General features: G+C 65.3%; 14 protein-coding genes. 10 read left to right on the forward strand and 4 right to left on the reverse strand.

Annotated elements, in window-relative coordinates:
- Positions 1 to 444, reverse strand: a 444-nt coding sequence (locus tag ACK4OE_RS22045; RefSeq protein ID WP_409888117.1) for a VTT domain-containing protein, incomplete at its 3' end; no start/stop codon positions are given.
- 109 nt (positions 445 to 553) lie between these two features.
- Between ACK4OE_RS22045 and mutL the strand changes: the two genes are divergently transcribed.
- The 4 genes from mutL to ACK4OE_RS22065 all read left to right on the forward strand — a co-directional run bounded on the left by mutL (position 554) and on the right by ACK4OE_RS22065 (position 4,774).
- Complete coding sequence (gene mutL / locus ACK4OE_RS22050; RefSeq protein ID WP_409888119.1) at positions 554 to 2,596, forward strand: DNA mismatch repair endonuclease MutL; 2,043 nt, start codon at positions 554 to 556, stop codon at positions 2,594 to 2,596.
- A 35-nt stretch (positions 2,597 to 2,631) separates the two neighbouring features.
- Positions 2,632 to 3,072 carry a hypothetical protein gene (locus ACK4OE_RS22055; protein WP_409888121.1) on the forward strand — a complete coding sequence of 147 codons (441 nt, stop codon included), beginning with the start codon at positions 2,632 to 2,634 and terminating at the stop codon, positions 3,070 to 3,072.
- Positions 3,073 to 3,218: 146 nt separating this feature from the next.
- The gene (locus ACK4OE_RS22060; RefSeq protein WP_409888123.1) at positions 3,219 to 3,593 is read left to right on the forward strand and encodes a hypothetical protein; all 375 of its coding nucleotides are present in this window, start codon (positions 3,219 to 3,221) and stop codon (positions 3,591 to 3,593) included.
- A 116-nt stretch (positions 3,594 to 3,709) separates the two neighbouring features.
- Positions 3,710 to 4,774 (forward strand): phosphotransferase enzyme family protein, encoded by a 1,065-nt coding sequence (locus ACK4OE_RS22065; protein WP_409888125.1) that lies wholly within the window; start codon positions 3,710 to 3,712, stop codon positions 4,772 to 4,774.
- Positions 4,775 to 4,843: 69 nt separating this feature from the next.
- Here the strand turns inward: ACK4OE_RS22065 and ACK4OE_RS22070 are convergent, their stop codons facing one another.
- The gene (locus tag ACK4OE_RS22070) at positions 4,844 to 6,007 is read right to left on the reverse strand and encodes a glycerophosphodiester phosphodiesterase (protein ID WP_409888127.1); all 1,164 of its coding nucleotides are present in this window, start codon (positions 6,005 to 6,007) and stop codon (positions 4,844 to 4,846) included.
- Positions 6,008 to 6,263: 256 nt separating this feature from the next.
- Between ACK4OE_RS22070 and gdhA the strand changes: the two genes are divergently transcribed.
- Together gdhA and ACK4OE_RS22080 are read left to right on the forward strand one after the other, a co-directional pair.
- Positions 6,264 to 7,607 carry an NADP-specific glutamate dehydrogenase gene (gene gdhA / locus ACK4OE_RS22075; RefSeq protein WP_409888128.1) on the forward strand — a complete coding sequence of 448 codons (1,344 nt, stop codon included), beginning with the start codon at positions 6,264 to 6,266 and terminating at the stop codon, positions 7,605 to 7,607.
- A gap of 104 nt (positions 7,608 to 7,711) precedes the next feature.
- The gene (locus ACK4OE_RS22080) at positions 7,712 to 8,545 is read left to right on the forward strand and encodes an alpha/beta hydrolase (RefSeq protein WP_409888130.1); all 834 of its coding nucleotides are present in this window, start codon (positions 7,712 to 7,714) and stop codon (positions 8,543 to 8,545) included.
- 30 nt (positions 8,546 to 8,575) lie between these two features.
- Here the strand turns inward: ACK4OE_RS22080 and ACK4OE_RS22085 are convergent, their stop codons facing one another.
- Positions 8,576 to 9,862 (reverse strand): serine hydrolase domain-containing protein, encoded by a 1,287-nt coding sequence (locus ACK4OE_RS22085; protein ID WP_409888142.1) that lies wholly within the window; start codon positions 9,860 to 9,862, stop codon positions 8,576 to 8,578.
- Positions 9,863 to 10,170: 308 nt separating this feature from the next.
- Here ACK4OE_RS22085 and ACK4OE_RS22090 point away from each other — a divergent pair, with 308 nt between their 5' ends.
- From ACK4OE_RS22090 to ACK4OE_RS22100, 3 genes are read left to right on the forward strand one after another with little or no spacing between them, the layout of a single operon-like run.
- A complete protein-coding gene (locus ACK4OE_RS22090; protein WP_409888132.1) occupies positions 10,171 to 11,412 on the forward strand; it encodes a multidrug effflux MFS transporter in 1,242 nt (413 codons plus the stop codon).
- Positions 11,399 to 12,415: a tRNA (adenosine(37)-N6)-dimethylallyltransferase MiaA gene (gene miaA / locus ACK4OE_RS22095; protein ID WP_409888134.1), complete on the forward strand. Its 1,017-nt coding sequence runs from the start codon at positions 11,399 to 11,401 to the stop codon at positions 12,413 to 12,415. The genes ACK4OE_RS22090 and miaA overlap by 14 nt, the downstream gene beginning before the upstream one ends.
- Before the next feature lie 8 nt (positions 12,416 to 12,423).
- Positions 12,424 to 13,077, forward strand: coding sequence for an ABC transporter ATP-binding protein (locus ACK4OE_RS22100; protein WP_409888136.1), 654 nt, complete (start codon positions 12,424 to 12,426; stop codon positions 13,075 to 13,077).
- A gap of 22 nt (positions 13,078 to 13,099) precedes the next feature.
- Here the strand turns inward: ACK4OE_RS22100 and ACK4OE_RS22105 are convergent, their stop codons facing one another.
- On the reverse strand, positions 13,100 to 13,528 hold the full coding sequence (locus ACK4OE_RS22105) for an Hsp20/alpha crystallin family protein (protein ID WP_409888138.1): 429 nt from the start codon (positions 13,526 to 13,528) through the stop codon (positions 13,100 to 13,102).
- 146 nt (positions 13,529 to 13,674) lie between these two features.
- Between ACK4OE_RS22105 and ACK4OE_RS22110 the strand changes: the two genes are divergently transcribed.
- Positions 13,675 to 16,362 (forward strand): FtsX-like permease family protein, encoded by a 2,688-nt coding sequence (locus ACK4OE_RS22110; protein ID WP_409888140.1) that lies wholly within the window; start codon positions 13,675 to 13,677, stop codon positions 16,360 to 16,362.
- Positions 16,363 to 16,689 lie beyond the last annotated feature (327 nt).

Here is a 16,689-nt window from a genome sequence, read left to right on the forward strand (position 1 = left end):
CTCGGCCACGCCCGCCACAAACGGGGCGAAAGTCCGAATGAATGGCATGAAGCGCGCGAGCACGATGGTGATGCCACCGTACTTCTCGTAAAAGTTGTGCGCCTGGTCAAAAGCGCGGCGGTTGAACCAGCGCGAGTCCTCCCACTGGAACACCTTGGGGCCGAAATACCGCCCGATCGAATAATTGCACTGGTCCCCCAGGATGGCCGCGACGATCAGGATGGTGCAGGCCAAAGGGAAGCTCAGCATCCCCGCACCGCACAGCGCACCTACGATGAACAGCAGCGAGTCGCCGGGCAGAAACGGCATCACCACCACACCCGTTTCGACAAACACGATCAGGAACAGCAGGGCATACACCCAGGCGCCGTAAGCCTGCACAAACATCTCAAGGTACTTGTCGATGTGCAGGATGAAGTCGATCAGAAAAGTGACCAGTTCCATGGGGAGGCCGGCGGCAAGCCGGGCATTGAAAAAACAGCGGGCATTATCCCCACACCCACTGCGGCGCCCTGTAAATGCCCTTGCTCGCCCCCGCCCTAAAATCCCCCGCGTGAACGACACCCCCTCCTCTCTCGCCGCGGCGCAGCCCGTCCCATCCCCCACCACCACCGCGCGCCGCCCCATCCGCGACCTGCCCGACGAGCTGATCAGCCAGATCGCCGCGGGTGAAGTAGTGGAGCGCCCCGCCTCGGTGGTGCGCGAGCTGGTGGACAACGCGCTGGACGCGGGCGCCACGCAGATCAGCGTGCGCCTGTCGGCCGGGGGCGTGCGGCTGATCACCGTGGAAGACGACGGCGGCGGCATTCCACAAGAAGAGCTGCCCGTGGCCCTGCGCCGCCACGCCACCAGCAAGATCACCAACCTCAACGACCTGGAAACCGTGGCCACCATGGGCTTTCGCGGCGAGGCGCTGGCCGCCATTGCCTCGGTGTCAGAGATGTCACTGCTCTCGCGCCCCACCGCGCAGGCCAGCGCCTTTTTGCTGGACGCCCGCAGCGGTGAGCTACGCCCCGCCGCGCGCAGCACCGGCACCACGGTGGAGGTCAAAGAGCTGTTCTTCTCGACCCCCGCACGCCGCAAGTTCTTGAAGACCGACGCCACCGAGCTGGCGCATTGCATTGAATCGGTGCGCCGCCACGCGCTGGCCCGGCCTGATGTGGGCTTTGCCATCTGGCATGAAGGCAAGCTGGTGGAGCAATGGCGCGCCACCTTTGTACCCGGCCAGGGGGATGCACAAGATGCGCTGGCCCGCCGCCTGTCGGACGTGCTGGGCGAAGACTTCGTAACGCAATCTGTGGCCGTACAGCACCGCGTAGGCCCCGTCACCGTCACCGGCCGCGCCGGCCTGCCCGACGCCGCCCGCTCGCGCCCCGACCATCAGTACTGCTACGTCAACGGCCGCTTTGTGCGCGACAAGGTGCTCACCCATGCCGCCCGCAGCGCGTACGAAGACGTGTTACACGGCCACAAGCAGCCCATCTATGCGCTGTATGTCGAGATCGACCCGGCGCGCGTGGACGTGAACGTGCACCCCACCAAGATCGAAGTGCGCTTCAGAGACAGCCGCGAGGTGCACCAGGCCGTGCGCCATGCCGTGGAAAACGCGCTGGCCGCGCCCCGCGCTGCAGCGCTGGCGGCGGCTGCAGGGGCTGCCGCTTCGGCAGACACAGGCTCGGCCACCCACGGCAGCATGGAGAATTTCAAGCCAAATCAGCCTCTGACGCTTAACAGACAAGCGCAAGCAGCTATCAAATTTGAAGAACGTGGTCACCACGTGGCCGACCTGCAGGCGCTGTGGGGGCCGAGGAAAGAGGACGCAGCCACAGGACCTGCGGGGCTCTCCGCGCCGTTGGTGAACTGGGGTGCTGCGGCCAACACCGCAGACGCAGGCGCCGTGCCGCAGCCTGTCACCCCCTCGTCCTTCACTCCACCTGCTGCGACCTGGTCCAACACGAGCACCGGCCAAGAAGCCGCCTGGCCCCAGGGCCGTGGCGGCAACGACGCCGCCTGGCCGCTGGGCAAGGCCGTGGCCCAGCTCCACGGCGTCTACATCCTGGCCGAAAACGCCCAGGGCATGGTCATCGTCGACATGCACGCCGCCCACGAACGCATCGTCTACGAGCGCCTGAAATCACAGGTGGACAGCGGCGCCCGCATTGCCAGCCAGCCCCTGCTGATCCCCGCCACTTTTGCTGCCACCCCGCAAGAAGTCGCCACTGCCGAAGAGTCCACCGAGGTGCTGGCCACGCTCGGCATGGAGGTCGTGCCCTTCTCCCCCAAAACCCTGGCCGTGCGTGCCGTGCCCACCACCCTGGCCCAGGGCGACCCGGTGGAACTGGCCCGCAGCGTGCTGGCCGAACTGGCCGCGCACGACGCCACGACAGTGATCCAGCGCGCCCGCAATGAAATCCTGGGCACCATGGCCTGCCACGGCGCCGTGCGTGCCAACCGCAAGCTCACCATCGACGAGATGAACGCGCTGCTGCGGCAGATGGAAACGACGGACCGGTCGGACCAGTGCAACCATGGGCGGCCGACGTGGCGGCAGTTGTCGATGAAAGAACTGGATGCGCTGTTTTTGCGCGGACGGTGAAACTCCGCCATTTCCTTTTCGCGGAGCCCCCGACGATGAATCTGCTTGGTTTTCCTGCTGACCTCGCTGCGTCGATGGCCGCGGTAGTGGTGGTCTACCTAACGCTTGCCCACGCACCGTTATTAATAGCGCTCATTTTCGCGTTCAAACCACAAAGGCTTCAACGCCCCTGGCTTTTCGCGTTGGTGTGTTGTGCGCTGTCCTATGGCCTGCTTGTATTGGCTTTCACGCTGCTGGCAGTCCCGCTGGGGGCACTCAGCATCTTTGTCATGCCAATGTGGAACTTCGCCGGCTACTACGAACAATTCCCACCTCTTGGATGGTTCGCTCAAGGCCTTGAAGTCATCTCGCGTTGGTGGTGGTTGGGGTGGCCCATTCCCTGTGCCATCGTCGGCTGGTGGGTGGCCTCCAGGCTGGCACGGGTGTGGAACAACGTGGTGACTGCAGCGCGCCGCCTCCCCTCATCGATCGCCTAAGAGCGGCTAACAAAACTCAGCGAAGCGGTTCTGGCTAGGCGCTGCGTCGCAGGCAGTACGGGCAGTACGACAAGACGCGGCAACGACGCCAGAAGAGTTTTATTAGCTGCTCTAATTGACAGTTGCGCCTGCGCACCGTTCACACCATGGCCCACTTCATCAGAAACGCGCTTGGACGGGTGTTCGTCGCCTTCTCGTCGATTCGCATCGAGTCAAGCCTACCCACCCGCCTCGTTCTGAACGTCAACGGAAGCAGTCTCACGATTGACAAGCCTTCTCAGACCATCGCGTCGTCAAGGCAGCCGATTGCGCGGTTTAGCGCTATCGAGTTCATCGAGATTCAGCAATGGCAGAACGGCAAAGGTTACCAGTGGTGGGTGGTCAATTTGCGCGTTGCCGGGGATGGATGCCTGCGTGTGGGCCGTACGGTGAATGATGCGCAAGCCTCCATCGCTGCAGCGCATCTGGGCACCATTACCGGCAAAGAGGTGAGAGTGCAGCGCAAATGGAGTGCCGTTTAGACGGTTTAGACGACCGAAAAAGCGGCAGTAAAAGCGCCGAGCCTTTGGCTGACCTTAAGGTGGCCCACCGCAGACACAGGCAGAATCGGCCGCCCTACGATCTGGATGGCCCTTCCATGTTTGCCCTCAACGCCCAATCCATCGCACAGACAACGCCTACGGGCGAGGCCATTGCGCAGGCCGTCATGTCCGGCTGGGCGCTCGGGGCCGTCAAGCACTGCGTGCTGATGCGGCGCGGCCTCAATCAGGTGTATGAGCTGCGTTTTGACAATGGCCGCCATGCCAAAGCACGCCTGAGCGCAGAAAGGCCGCGTGGCGAGCCGAACATTGCCTACGAAACAGCCTTGCTGCTGCACCTGAAGGACCGGGGCATACCGGTATCAGCGCCGTTGGCTGCGGCAAATGGCGCATTCAGCTTCGCCCTGGACCTGCCCGAAGGCCCGCGCGCGCTGATGCTGTTCGACTTCCTGCCGGGTGACCCTCCCGGCGAATCACTGGTGGACATCGAAGCCACCGGCCGAGGGTTGGCGCAGCTGCACGTCGCAGCGCAAGACTACGCGGGCCCAGCGAGCCGCTATGCGCTGGATTTTGCGGAACTGCTGGACGCCGCACTGCAACGCATGCTGACTGCGCCCACGGTGGACGAAGCACTGGCGCAGGAGTTTTCTGCACTGGCGCGTGATCTGCACGAACGCTTTGCCACCTTGCCCGGTCTGACCCGCGTGCATTGCCACGGTGACTGCCACGGCAGCAACAACTTCATGACCGATGGGCCAGAAGTCGGAGGTGAAAAAAGCCGCGTGGCGGCGTTCTTTGACTTTGACGACACCGGCCCGGGCCTGCTGGCCTACGAGCTGAGCGTGTACCTGTGGGTGCAGTTGCCGCGCAGCCTGGAGACACCTGCTTCGGCTGCTGCGCTGGAGCGCTGGCGCCGCCATCTGACTGGGTACACCAGCGTGCGCGCGGTGCAAGAGGTCGACATGGCCGCCATTGCGCCCTGCCTTGCGCTGCGGCATTTCTGGATCATGGGCGAATACGCGGGCCGCATCCCCGTATGGGGCACGCAGGCCATGCCCACGCACTGGTTGCGCAAGCAGGCTCCGCTGATGCGGGCGTGGATGGATCTGCCGACGCGGGTGGGCCTCACCGCTGCAGTCCCCAGTACACCGGCAATGGCTTAGCGCCGAGCTCATCGCCCATTGAAAAAGCCCGCAGCTGCGGGCTTTTGACTTTGCTGGAGCGCCATTGCGTCAATTGTCGCGCGCTGCCTTGGCCGTGTCCGGGAAATCGCTGAACACGCCGTCCACGCCCAGTTGATAGAACAGCTTGTACTCAGCCTTGGGGTCGCCCTTGAAGTCCGACGCCAGGCGTTTTGCTTCGTTGCGGAAGGTGTAAGGGTGGACCATCAGGCCCGCGGCGTGGGCGTCCTTTACGACGTTGGTGGGCGCCATCATCACGCGGTCGCGGTCGTCGATCACGCCGTCACCGTTGAGGTCGTCCGCCTTGCCGTCGTTGTTGGCATCCACCTGTTTGGAAGGAATCAGGTACGGCTTCCAGGGGCCGATGCCGTCGGCGTAGGTTTTGACTTCCTTGAGGCCTGCGGGCGTCAGCAGGCTGGCAAACGTGCGTGCGTCTCCGGCGACTGCAAAGTCATACGGTTTGTCATAAGGAGCGGTCAGGTCCATGCTGCCGTTGGGGTTGACATCGTTGGCGTCCACCAGTTGCACCAGGCGGATCTGCGTCTTGGTGCGCAGGTATTTGAGGTTCGACACCTCGAACGACTGCACGATGACGGGAGACGCCTTGGTGGTGTAGCCGTACTTGGCCAGCGTGGCGAGCAGACGGTCTTCCAGTTGCAGGCCCAGGTTGACGTGGTAGGTGGGGTGCTTGGTTTCGGGGTAGACGCCTACGGTACGGTTGGCCTTGGCGCCTTCGCTCTTGGCCAGGTCCAGCACTTCATCCAGCGTGGGGATCTGGAACTTGCCGTTGTTCGACTGGTCGCGGTCGGCCATAGGCTGGATGGCGCGCAGGGTCTTGATTTCGGCCAGGGTGAAGTCCGACGCAAACCAGCCTTCTTCTTGCACGCCGTCCACCATCTTCTTGGTCTTGCGGCCCGCAAATTCGGCGCGGGTGGACACATCGGTGGTGCTCGTGATGTTGGGTTCGTGGCGGGCAATCAGCACGCCGTCCTTGGTGGCGACCAGGTCGGGTTCGACAAAGTCGGCACCCAGTTCGATGGCGCGCTTGTAGCTCTCCAGCGTGTGCTCGGGCAAGTAACCGCTGGCCCCACGGTGGCCGATCACCAGGGGTTTATCGCCGCTCAGCGTGGGATAGCGGTTGTCATCGTTGCCGCCACAAGCAGCCAGCGTGGCCACCACGGCCAGCGCACCCAACTTCGCACCAGAAATGTGCATGCTCTTCTCCTCGTTGTTGTTTAGAACTGCCGAACTGTGTGCGCGGCCTGTGACAACGCCGTGACGACCGTTTTTTCATCAGATGGCAACGGCAACCGCCGGTTAAAGCGCACCAATATGCAGCAACCAAGTCGCCACATTCCCCACCATTGTGCAGAGGCATACGCATAAACGTATAACTTTTGAACATAATTCGATGTTGCAGCGCGCCATTGCCTGCCAACGCCCTTGATTCAAATAGAAAGTCTTTAGCAACATGAAACACGCGTCCGCAGGCAGCTTCCTTACACACGTCGCCCAACGCAACCCTGGGCAGCCCGAGTTTCTGCAAGCCGTTACAGAAGTGATGGAAAGCCTGTGGCCCTTTATTGCAGAGCACCCGCGCTACGCCGAACACGGCCTGCTGGAGCGCCTGGTGGAGCCCGAGCGCATCGTCATGTTCCGTGTGTCGTGGGTGGACGACCACGGCACGGTGCAGGTGAACCGGGGCTACCGCATCCAGCACAGCATGGCGATTGGCCCGTACAAGGGCGGCATCCGGTTCCACCCGTCGGTCAACCTGTCGGTGCTGAAGTTTCTGGCGTTTGAGCAGACGTTCAAGAACGCCCTGACCACGCTGCCCATGGGCGGCGGCAAGGGCGGCAGCGACTTTGACCCCAAGGGCAAGAGCCCGGGCGAAGTCATGCGCTTTTGCCAGGCCTTTGTGTCCGAGCTGTTCCGCCATGTGGGCGCGGACACCGACGTGCCTGCGGGCGACATCGGCGTGGGCGGCCGTGAGGTGGGCTTCATGGCCGGAATGATGAAAAAACTCAGCAACCGGGCCGACTGCGTGTTCACCGGCAAGGGGCTGTCGTTCGGCGGGTCGCTGGTGCGGCCTGAGGCCACCGGCTATGGCACGGTGTACTTTGCACAGGAAATGCTCAAGTCCAAAGGCCGCTCGCTCGACGGCCTGCGCGTGTCGGTCTCTGGCTCTGGCAATGTGGCGCAATATGCCGTCGAAAAGGCGATGGAGCTGGGCGCCAAGGTGGTCACGGTGTCGGATTCCAGCGGCACCATCGTGGACGAAGACGGCTTTACCCCCGCCAAGCTGGCCGAGCTGATGGAAGTGAAGAACCACTTGTATGGCCGCGTGAGCGACTACGCCAAGCGCACCGGGGCGAAGTTTGAAGCGGACGTGCGCCCGTGGCATGTACCGGTGGATGTGGCCCTGCCTTGCGCCACACAGAATGAACTGGACGAGAAAGACGCTGCCGTGTTGATCAAGAACGGCGTGGTCTGCGTGGCCGAGGGCGCCAACATGCCCTCCACCATCGAGGCGGCCAAGGCGTTTGAGGCAGCGGGCGTGCTGTACGCCCCGGGCAAGGCCAGCAACGCAGGCGGTGTGGCCACATCGGGACTGGAGATGAGCCAGAACGCCGCGCGCCTGTCGTGGCCGCGCGAAGAGGTGGATGCGCGCCTGTTGGAGATCATGCAAGGCATTCACGCGGCCTGCCTGCACTATGGCAAGCGCAGCGATGGCACGGTGAGCTATGTGGACGGCGCCAACATCGCCGGATTTGTGAAGGTGGCCGACGCCATGCTGGCGCAGGGCGTGGTGTAGCCGCCTTGGGGGCCAGCGCGTCTTTACACAGCGCTCACACAATGGGCACGGACTCTGCTTGCCGAGTCAGAACTTTCTGACATAAAGCCGAGTCTGTCCCCTCCATGAAGCGCACGACCCTCCTGGTTTCCCTGACCCTGGCCATCGCCGTAACGGCGGGTTGCGCCACCCTCGACGCCAAGCAGCGCGAATGGATCTTTCAGCCCAGCGACCGCAGCTGGGGCGGAGCCCAGTCCACGGCAGACATGCAGGATGTGTGGATCGACTTTCAGTCCCGCACCACCAGCAAGTCTGAGTGCCTGCATGGTCTGTGGCTGGCAAACGAACGTGCAGATGCTCCCGTTCTGCTCTATCTGCACGGCGCGCGCTGGAACGTATCCGGCTCATCCGGCCGCATCCGGCGCATGCAGGAACTGGGCTTCTCGGTGCTGGCCATCGACTACCGGGGCTTTGGCCAGAGCAGCGCCGGGCTCCCGTCAGAAGCGACCGCTGGCGAAGACGCCCGCGCGGCGTGGGACTGGCTGGCCCAGCAGCAGCCGGGCAAGCCCCGATACATCTTTGGCCACTCGCTGGGCGGCGCCATCGCCATTGACCTGGCCAGCCAGGTGCCTGACGAGCAGGGCACCATTGTTGAAGGCACATTCACCAGCATCGCCGACGTGGTGAGCACCTTCAAATGGGGCTGGCTGCCGGTGTCCGGCCTCATCACGCAGCGCTTTGAGTCTGTCCGCAAAGTGTCCGAGATCGGCTCGCCGCTGCTGGTGGTGCATGGCAGCGAAGACAGCCTCATCCGCCCCGCCCTGGGCCGCCAGCTGTACGACGCGGCCGCGGAACCCAAGCAGTTTGTGCTGGTGGAGGGCGGGTCGCACCACAACACCAATTCGGTGGGGTTGCCTGCGTATCGGCAGGCGATGGCCTCGCTTTTCAAGCTCAAGTAGGCCGCGCGCCGAAAACGGAGCCTTGCTGCCTCAGCGGCGTACCGCCTGCGCCAGCGCCGCCCAGGCCTTGAGGGTGAGCGGGTGGGTAAAGCCTGCCCCCGCCACCGGGTGCGACGACAGCTTGACCACGACCATCTCGGCGGCGGGGTTCACATGAATGAACTGGCCGTGGATGCCTGCAGCCTCGTAGGCGCCGTCAGCGTTGTGCAGCACCCACCACTGGTTGCGGTAGCTGTAACCGGCCCGGAAGGCCATGCCGCCCATCTTGAACTTCTCGCGATCTCCGCCCTTGGCGGTGTCGTCGATCACGGCCTTGTCAAAAATCTTCTGGCCGTTGTAGCTGCCGCCCAAGCGCAGCATTTCGCCAAACCGCGCCAGGTCTCGCGCTGTGGCATTGAGGCCCGCGCCCTGCAGCGGCGTGCCCACGCTGTCCACCATCACATGCGCGTCTTCCTCGGTGCCCAGCTTTTGCCAGATGTTGTCGCTCATCAGCTCGGCCCAATGTTTGCCGGTGGCGCGCGACACGATCCAGCCCAGCACCTCTGAATGCACGGTGCGGTACACAAAGCCCGCGCCGTGTTCGCCTTCCTTCTTGAGCATCTTCAAAAAGTCATACACATTGGTTGGCCCCTGGTAGCCCGGTGGGCGCGGCAGCAGGCCGCTGGACCAGCTGTAGCCAAAAATCTCGGTAGTGGGGTCGGTGTAGACCTCACGAAAGCGCACAGCGCCGGTCATGTCCATCACATCGCGCACCTTCATGTCGCCCCAGGCTGATTCGGCAAGCTCGGGCACGTACCTGGTCACCAGGGCCTCGGGGTCGATCTTGCCCTCGTGCACCAGTTGCGCCGCCATGAGCCCGGTAAACGACTTGGTCACCGAGAACAGCAGGTGCGGCGTGTACGGCTTCATCTGGTTGTCGTAGCGTTCGTACACCACGCGGCCCTTGTGCATCACCACAATGGCATCGGTGTAGGTGCGGGTGAGCCACTGATCCACGGTAATGGGCTGGCCCTTGTCGTCGTCGAACGTAACGCCGCCCAGCGGCCTAGGCTCGGCCAGCAGCGCCGATGCCGCAGTACTGCCCCGGCGGATGTTGCGCGTGGGGTGCAGCTCGCGCAGGTGCTGCACGGTCCAGCGCAACTGCGGGTACTTGTACGAATTGCCCAGGTCCACACGCTGCGCCGCCTCGGGCGGGAAGGTGCTCATGTAGCCCAGCTTGTCCAGCGCTACGGCCTCGGGTGCGGGCAGCACCGGTGCCTGTGCCTGGGCCGCAAAGGCCGCGCCCAATGCCGCTGCGGCGCAGGCGGCCCGCAGCATCGTTGCAGAAAATACCCCGATGCGCCCTCCGCCTTGGGGCCTCGCTGACTGTACGGCGTACACCGCGGATGCGCTGTGGATCATGTGCATGGCTTGTCTCCTTGTTGTGTTGTGCGGTGTCTGGGTGACGCACCCCAACGAGCGAGGTGGCCCACCAGCTACCGCACCGAATGGTGCTGCGCGTCCCTGGTGGCGAGATGTCGCCCCTGCGACCGGCGTCGCACACAAATTTGCACAAATTCTCACTGCCACGGGCAGCAGCCCAACGGGCGAGGTATCAGAAGCCCTTCTGGTACGCTCAGACAGATATGTCTGCCCCCTCCGCCACCGCAGCGTCTGCGGCCGCTCCCGTCTCGATCAACCCCGGCCTGGCCATCCTGGTGCTGGCCCTGCTGCTCAGCATCCAGCCCGTCACCACCGACCTGTATCTGCCTGCGCTACCCGCCCTCACGCGCAGCCTGGGGGCGCCCATGTCAGCGGCGCAGCTCACGCTCAGCGGGCTGCTGCTGGCGTTTGGTTGTTCGCAGATGGTGTGGGGCCCGCTGTCAGACCGCTTCGGGCGCCGCCCCGTTTTGCTGGCGGGGCTGGGCATTTACACCGTGGCTTCGATCGGCAGTGCGTTGGCACCCACCATGGGTTTGCTAATCGTGTGGCGCATTGCCCAGGGTGCCGCCATGGGCGCCGTGGTGATGTGCGCGCGGGCCATCGTGCGCGACCTGTACACCCCGCTGGAAGGTGCACGCGCCATGTCCAAGGCGCTCACGGGCTTGGGCATCGTGGCCTGCATCTGCGCGCCGCTGGGCGGGCTGCTGAGCGAATGGCTGGGGTGGCGCGCGGCGCTGATGGCGCTCACGGTGTATGCCGTGGTCACGCTGGCGCTGGTGGCGCTGCGCATGCCGGAGACCCTGGCGCAACGCAATCCGCAGGCCCTGCAACCGCAGGCGCTGTTCAACACCTGGAAGCATGTGCTGCGCAACCCCACCTTCTGGGCGTTTTCGCTGCAGACCACGGCCACGTACGGGGGGCTGTTTACGTTTCTGGCGGCGTCGTCGTTTGTTTTCATTGACGTGCTGGGGCTGACACGCACCATGTATGGCTGGGTAATGGCGTCGGCCTGCGCGGCCTATTTTGCGGGTACCTTTTTGTGCCGCAGCCTGCTGCTGCGCCATGGGCTGCAGCGTACGGTGGGCATTGCGGGCGCCCTGAGCATGAGCGGCGGCACGCTGATGGCGCTGGTGGCGTGGATGGGCTGGCACAACCCGTGGGCATTGATACTGCCGTTTTACTTGTTCATGGTGGGGCATGGCATTCACCAGCCGTGCGGGCAAAGTGGCGCGGTGGGGCCCTTCCCCAAGGCGGCGGGTGTGGCGTCGGCCCTCAACGGTTTCATGATGATGCTGGCCGCGTTTGCGATTGGCGGCTGGCTGGGCATGCGGCTGGACGGCACGGTGTGGCCGCTCATCAATGGCATCTGGTTCTGGTCGGTGGTGCTGGCCGTGATCTCGTGGACGCTGGTACAAAAATTTGGAGCGCCCCGTGAACGCAACTGAGACCACGCCTAAAACCACTTTGCCCACCATTGCCCTGGCGGGCCCCACCGCGTCTGGCAAAACTGCTGGCGCCCTGGCCCTGGCGGCCGTGCTGGGCAAGCAGGGCATCCCTGTGGAGATCATCAGCGTGGACTCGGCCCTGGTGTACCGCGGCATGGACATCGGCACCGCCAAGCCCACGCCGGCAGAGCTTGCCGCCGTTCCTCACCACCTCATCGACATCCGCGACCCGCTGCAGGCCTATAGCGCAGCCGAGTTTGTGCAGGACGCCACCCGGTTGATGGCCGAGATCCGCGCGCGCGGGGCGCTGCCGCTGCTGGTGGGCGGCACCATGCTGTACTTCAAGGCGCTGTTCGACGGCATTGACGACATGCCCGCCGCAGACCCCGAAGTGCGCGCCCGGCTGGAGGCACAGGCAGCAGAACTGGGCTGGCCCGCGCTGCATGCCGAACTGGCGCGCGTAGACCCTGTCACCGCCGCGCGCCTGGCACCCGGCGACAGCCAGCGCATTCAGCGGGCACTGGAGGTGTGGCATGTCTCAGGCCAGCCCCTGTCCAGCTTTCACACTACAAAAAGAGGAGCTAACAGCGCAATACCAGCAAGCGCTAGTGCCCTTTTTTCTTTAGAACCAGACAACCGCGCCTGGCTGCACGAGCGCATTGCCCAGCGTTTCGACACGATGCTGGCCGGTGGACTCATCGACGAAGTGCGGGCCCTGCGCGCGCGCGGCGACCTGCACCCTGACCTGCCATCGATGCGCTGCGTGGGTTACCGCCAGACCTGGGACGAGCTGGACTTCCAGGCCGCCAGGGGCGCCGACGCGCCGCTGAACGTGGCGTTTCTGCGCGAACGCGGCGTTGCCGCCACGCGCCAGTTGGCCAAGCGCCAGATCACCTGGCTGCGCAGCATGCCGCAACGCCAACCCATCGCCTGCGACCAGCCCCACGCCGTGGCCAACCTGGTACAGGCCGTGCTGCAACGCCTTGCTCAACGCACACCCTGACGCACGCCATGACACAGCTGCTGCGCATCGACGGCCTGGGCAAACACTACGGCGACACACCGGTGTTTGCCAACGTGCATTTCACCGTGGCGCCCGGCGAGTTCGTCGCCATCGTGGGTGACTCGGGCGTGGGCAAGTCCACGCTGCTCAACTGCCTGGCGGGGCTGGACAGCTGGGACACGGGCCACATCACGCACGGCACCACCGACCTGGGCGCACTGGACGACACACAGCGCGCCCTGTGGCGGCGGGCGCGTGTGGGGTTTGTGTTCCAGGCGTTTCACGTGTTGCCGCACCTGGACGTGGCACAGAACGTGGCGCTGCCGCTGATGCTGCTGGGCCAGAACGACCCAGCCCGCGTACAGCAGATGCTGGCCGCTGTAGGCCTGGCCGACCTGGGCGAGCGGCTGCCCCAGCAGCTCAGCGGCGGCCAACTGCAGCGCGTGGCCATTGCCCGCGCATTGGTGCACCGCCCCGCCCTGCTGCTGGCCGACGAGCCCACCGGCAACCTCGACCCCACCACCGCGGCGCGCGTGATGGACCTGCTGCTGGCGCAGACGCGCGAACATGGGGCGTCGCTGGTGCTGGTCACGCATTCGGACGCAGCGGCGGCGCGGGCGGATCGGGTGCTGCGGTTGACCGCCGAGGGTATCGCTGGCTAGCGACGCCCTGCGCTCATCGCACTTACTCGATGTTGAGCCGCTGCGCCGCCTTGTTCGCCTTCTTGGGCAGGTTCAGCGTCAGCACGCCGTTGTCGTACTTGGCCTTGGCCTGCGCGGCGTCCACATCGGCAGGCAGCTGAAAGCTGCGGGCCACGGCGCCGTAGTAGCGCTCGCTGCGCAGCAGCTTCTCGCCCTCGCGCTTCTCGTCGTGCTGGCGCACTTCGGCGCGCAGGCTGACGACATTGCCTTCCAGTGACACGTGAATGTCCTCCTTGGCCACGCCGGGCACCTCGGCCTGCACCGTGTAGCCGCCCTCGGTTTCTTTCACGTCCACCTTGATCTGGCCCGGGCTGGGCAGGTTGTCGCCATGCAGCGGGCGTACGTAAAAGCCCGGCGCAATGTCCTTGAAGAAGTCATCAAACAGACTGCCGCGTGTAACGAGAGAGTTCATGGTCTTGCTCCTGAAAAATGGGTTGAACAACCGGGCCAAAGCAGGCTCGTGGACCAAAGATAAGAACTGCCCCGCCCCCGTTCAAGGGGGCCGTGATGCAAGGTTGATCTGCCTCAAACACGGTGCGGCACACGCCAGCGGCCACAATGCAGGCCATGCTCGCCCTGCTTCGCACCTTCTCCTGGCAAGACCTGCGTCACCACCCCTGGCGCAGTGCGGCGGCGGTGGCGGCCGTGATGCTGGGCGTGGCGCTGGCGTTTGCAGTGCATGTGATCAATGCGTCGGCGCTGGACGAGTTCTCGCAGGCGGTGCGCGCCGTCAACGGGCAGCCCGACCTGGAGGTGCGCGCCATGCAGGGCCACCTGCCCGAGGCGCTGTATGAGCGCCTGGCGACCGACCCGCAAGTGAAGCACGCCAGCCCCTTGCTGGAATTGGCGGCTGTTGCGCAGTCGGTGAACAGCGCAGACAACGCACCGCAAAACGCCACTGCCAATCCCCTGCGCACCACACTGCGCGTGCTGGGCGCCGATGCACTGCTGCTGCCCACCATCGCCCCCGCACTGATGCCACAGCCCTGGGACACGGCGGACCGCTTTGCACTGTTCGCACCTGCCACGGTGTTTCTCAACACCGCAGCGCTGCAGGCGCTGGGCCTGTCCACCGCAGCCTCTGCGCAGCTCCCCCGGTTGACGCTGCAGGTGGGCCTGCAGGCCTCGCTTTCGGTGCAGGTGGCCGGCACCGTGACGGCGGGCGGCGCGCCGCTGGCGGTGATGGACATTGGCGCTGCACAAGACCTGTTCGGCCGCGCGGGCCAGCTCAGCGGCATTGACCTGCAACTGCTGCCCGGCACCGATCGCAACGCATGGGAGCAGACCGTGCGCGCGCAGCCCGGCTGGCCCGCCAACGCCGTGCTAGCCCAGCCGGGCGACGCGGCGCAGCGCATCAGCAACCTGTCGCGCGCCTACCGGGTGAACCTGACGGTGCTGGCGTTGGTGGCGCTGTTCACCGGGGCGTTTTTGGTGTTCTCGGTGCTGGCGCTCAGTGTGGCGCAGCGCGGGCCGCAGTTTGCGCTGTTGGCCGTGCTGGGGGCCACGCCGCGCCAACGGTTGGCGCTGGTGCTGGCTGAATCAGCCGCGCTGGGGCTGGTGGGCAGCGCACTGGGCATCGCGCTGGGCACCGCCCTGGCTGCCACCGCCTTGCAGTTGCTGGGCGGCGACCTGGGCGGCGGATACTTTTCGGGGGTGCAGCCCGCGCTGCAGTGGAGCGCACCAGCCGCACTGGTGTACGGCGCCTTGGGCGTAGCGGCGGCGCTGGTGGGCGGCTGGTGGCCCGCACGCGCGGCGCAACTGCTGCCGCCCGCCCAAACCTTGAAAGGCCTCGGCACAGCCGCCAGCCAGGCCGACAAAGGCACGGTGGGCATCGCGCTGGTGGTCGGTGGCGCACTGCTGACCCTGATGCCACCCGTGTTCGGCATTCCACTGGCGGCCTATCTCGCCATCGGCCTGCTGCTGGTGGGCGGCATCGCCTTGCTGCCCTGGGCCATGGCCCAACTGCTGGCGTGGCTGCAACCGCTGGCGGCGCGCCATGCACTGCCGCTGCTGGCGCTGGAGCGCGCGCGGCGCATGCGCGGCAGCGCCGCCATTGCGGTGGGCGGCGTGGTGGCCAGCCTCAGTCTGGCGGTGGCGCTAACGGTGATGGTGTCGAGCTTTCGCGGGTCCGTCACGCAGTGGCTGGACGCCGTGCTGCCATCGCCGCTGTATGTGCGCTCTGCCATCAGCGCGGGCGGCACGGGCGGCACCGATGCCGCGTTGCTGCCCGCTGGTTTTGCCGAAGCAGTGGGCCAGTTGCCGGGGCTCGATCGCGTGCAGGCCCTGCGCGCCAGCCCCCTGCAACTGTCGCCCACCCTGCCCGCCCTGATGGTGCTGAGCCGCCCACTGGGCGACGACCCCGCGCAGGTCCTGCCCCTGGTGGGCAACGCCCTGCCCGTGCCCGCAGGCCGCACCGGCGTGTACATCAGCGAGGCGGTGGTAGACCTGTACGGCCTGCGCCCCGGCATGGAGTGGCCCGCACTTTCTAAGTCTTTTAGCCCTCTAGCGCTTGATGGAAAATCGCAACCTGCTATCTTTTTCATAGCAGGCATCTGGCGCGACTACGCCCGGCAATCCGGCGCCGTGGTGATGGACCGCGCCGTGTGGCTGCGCCTGACCGGCGACGCCCGCACCAGCGACCTGGCCCTGTGGCCCAGCGAGGGCGCAGACATCGGCGCACTGCAGACGTCGATACGCGCACTGGCCGCTGCGCAGGCGGGTCGATCAGGCAGCGCACAGCAAGGTGCCATCGATGGCGGCAGCAGCAATGACGACGCCCTGGTGGAGTTCGCATCCTCCGGCGCCATCCGCGAACGCTCGCTGCGCATCTTCGACCGCAGCTTTGCCGTCACCTACTGGCTGCAGGCCGTGGCTATCGGCATCGGCCTGTTCGGCGTGGCCGCCAGCTTCAGCGCCCAGGTGCTGGCCCGCCGCAAAGAGTTCGGACTGCTCGCACACGTGGGCCTCACGCGGCGCCAGATTTTGGCCGTGGTGGCGGGCGAAGGCGCCGCCTGGACGGCGGTGGGCGCAGTGGCTGGCGTGCTGCTGGGCATGGTGGTGTCGGTGGTGCTGGTGAATGTGGTCAACCCGCAGAGTTTTCACTGGACGATGGACCTGAATGTGCCGGGCGGGCGGCTGCTGGCGCTGTGCGTGGCGGTTGTTGTGTCGGGCACTGTCACGGCCTGGCTGGCGGGGCGGGCGGCGGCGGGGTGGGATGCGGTGATGGCGGTAAAAGAAGACTGGTGAGTTTTCCTGCCACTCTGATTGACGCTGCCAGCCGTGGACTTACTGCTATCAAGACTGCCTACTTTTGAGGAACGCAACCAGCCTCGGTAAGAGTTGTATTTAAAAGCAATTGCGTCTAGGCACCCTCGGTTTAAGCCCATCCCGGGACCTATCATCCGCGGCGATTTCGACGGCCACTTCAGGCCGCGCACACCATAAAAATCACCGAGGGAAAAACCATGGGCAAACCCGCTGCCAGACAAGACGACCTGACGGAATCCGGAGGCCCGATCATCCAGGGCTCGCTGACAGTCCTCATCGGCTCGCAAGGCGGCATAGCCTGCTCCA

The organism is Acidovorax sp., from assembly GCF_046314175.1.
Taxonomy (GTDB): Bacteria; Pseudomonadota; Gammaproteobacteria; order Burkholderiales; family Burkholderiaceae_C; genus Acidovorax.